The organism is Pseudomonas sp. SDI (genome assembly GCF_003105155.1).
In the GTDB taxonomy this organism is placed as follows: Bacteria; Pseudomonadota; Gammaproteobacteria; order Pseudomonadales; family Pseudomonadaceae; genus Aquipseudomonas.
In genome coordinates this window covers 1-963 of sequence record NZ_QETK01000067.1, presented here as the reverse complement: position 1 = coordinate 963, position 963 = coordinate 1, and the positions used below count along the sequence as shown (strand labels likewise).

The 963-nt window shown below is 66.3% G+C and carries 1 protein-coding gene; it reads left to right on the top strand.

Going from position 1 to position 963, the window contains the following annotated elements; all coding sequences use genetic code 11:
• Positions 1 to 963 (top strand): condensation domain-containing protein (locus DCO48_RS22490; protein ID WP_256584152.1); only part of this gene is annotated, 963 nt, incomplete at both ends.

Here is a 963-nt window from a genome sequence, read left to right as displayed (position 1 = left end):
GCCAGCGGCCAGCAACTGGTCGGCTACGTGGTGCCCACCGACACCAGCGCCGACGAAAGCACCCTGCGCGAGCAGATCAAAAGCCGCCTCAAGGAGCACCTGCCGGACTACATGATTCCGGCCCAATGGGTATTCCTCGGCGAATTCCCGCTCAGCCCCAACGGCAAGCTGGAGCGCAAGGCCCTGCCAAAGCCCGACGTCAGCCAGCAGCAAGCCGCCTACATCGCCCCGCACAGCGAACTGGAACAACGGATCGCCGCTATCTGGCAGGACGTGCTCAAGGTAGAGCGCGTCGGCCTGGCGGATAACTTCTTCGAGCTGGGGGGCGACTCGATCATCTCGATTCAGGTGGTCAGCCGCGCCCGTCAGGCCGGGATTCGCTTCACCCCGAAAGAGCTGTTCCAGCACCAGACCGTGCAAGGCCTGGCCCGCGTGGCGCGCAAGGGCGACGAAGGCATGTCCCTCGACCAGGGCCCGGTCACCGGCACTGCGCCGTTGCTGCCGTTCCAGCACGTGTTCTTCGACACCGCGATCCCCGCGCGTCACCACTGGAACCAGTCGGTGCTGCTCAAGCCGCTGCAACCGCTGGATGCCGAATTGCTCGATAAAGCCCTGCAAGCGCTGGTCGCCCACCACGACGCGCTGCGCCTGAGCTTCAGCGAGCAGCCCGCAGGCTGGCAGGCGCAGTTCCGCCCAGTCGGCCCAAGCGAGCTGCTGTGGCAGACCAACGACGGCGACTACGAGAAAGCCCAGCGCAGCCTCGACCTGCGCAACGGCCCGCTGCTGCGTGCGGTGCTGAACACCAACGCCGACGGCGAACAGCGCCTGCTGCTGGTCATCCACCACCTGGCGGTCGATGGTGTGTCCTGGCGGATCCTCCTGGAAGACCTGCAAACCGCCTACCGCCAGCAACCGCTGCCAGCCAAGACCAGCTCGGTGAAGGCCTGGGCCGAACAGCTGCAA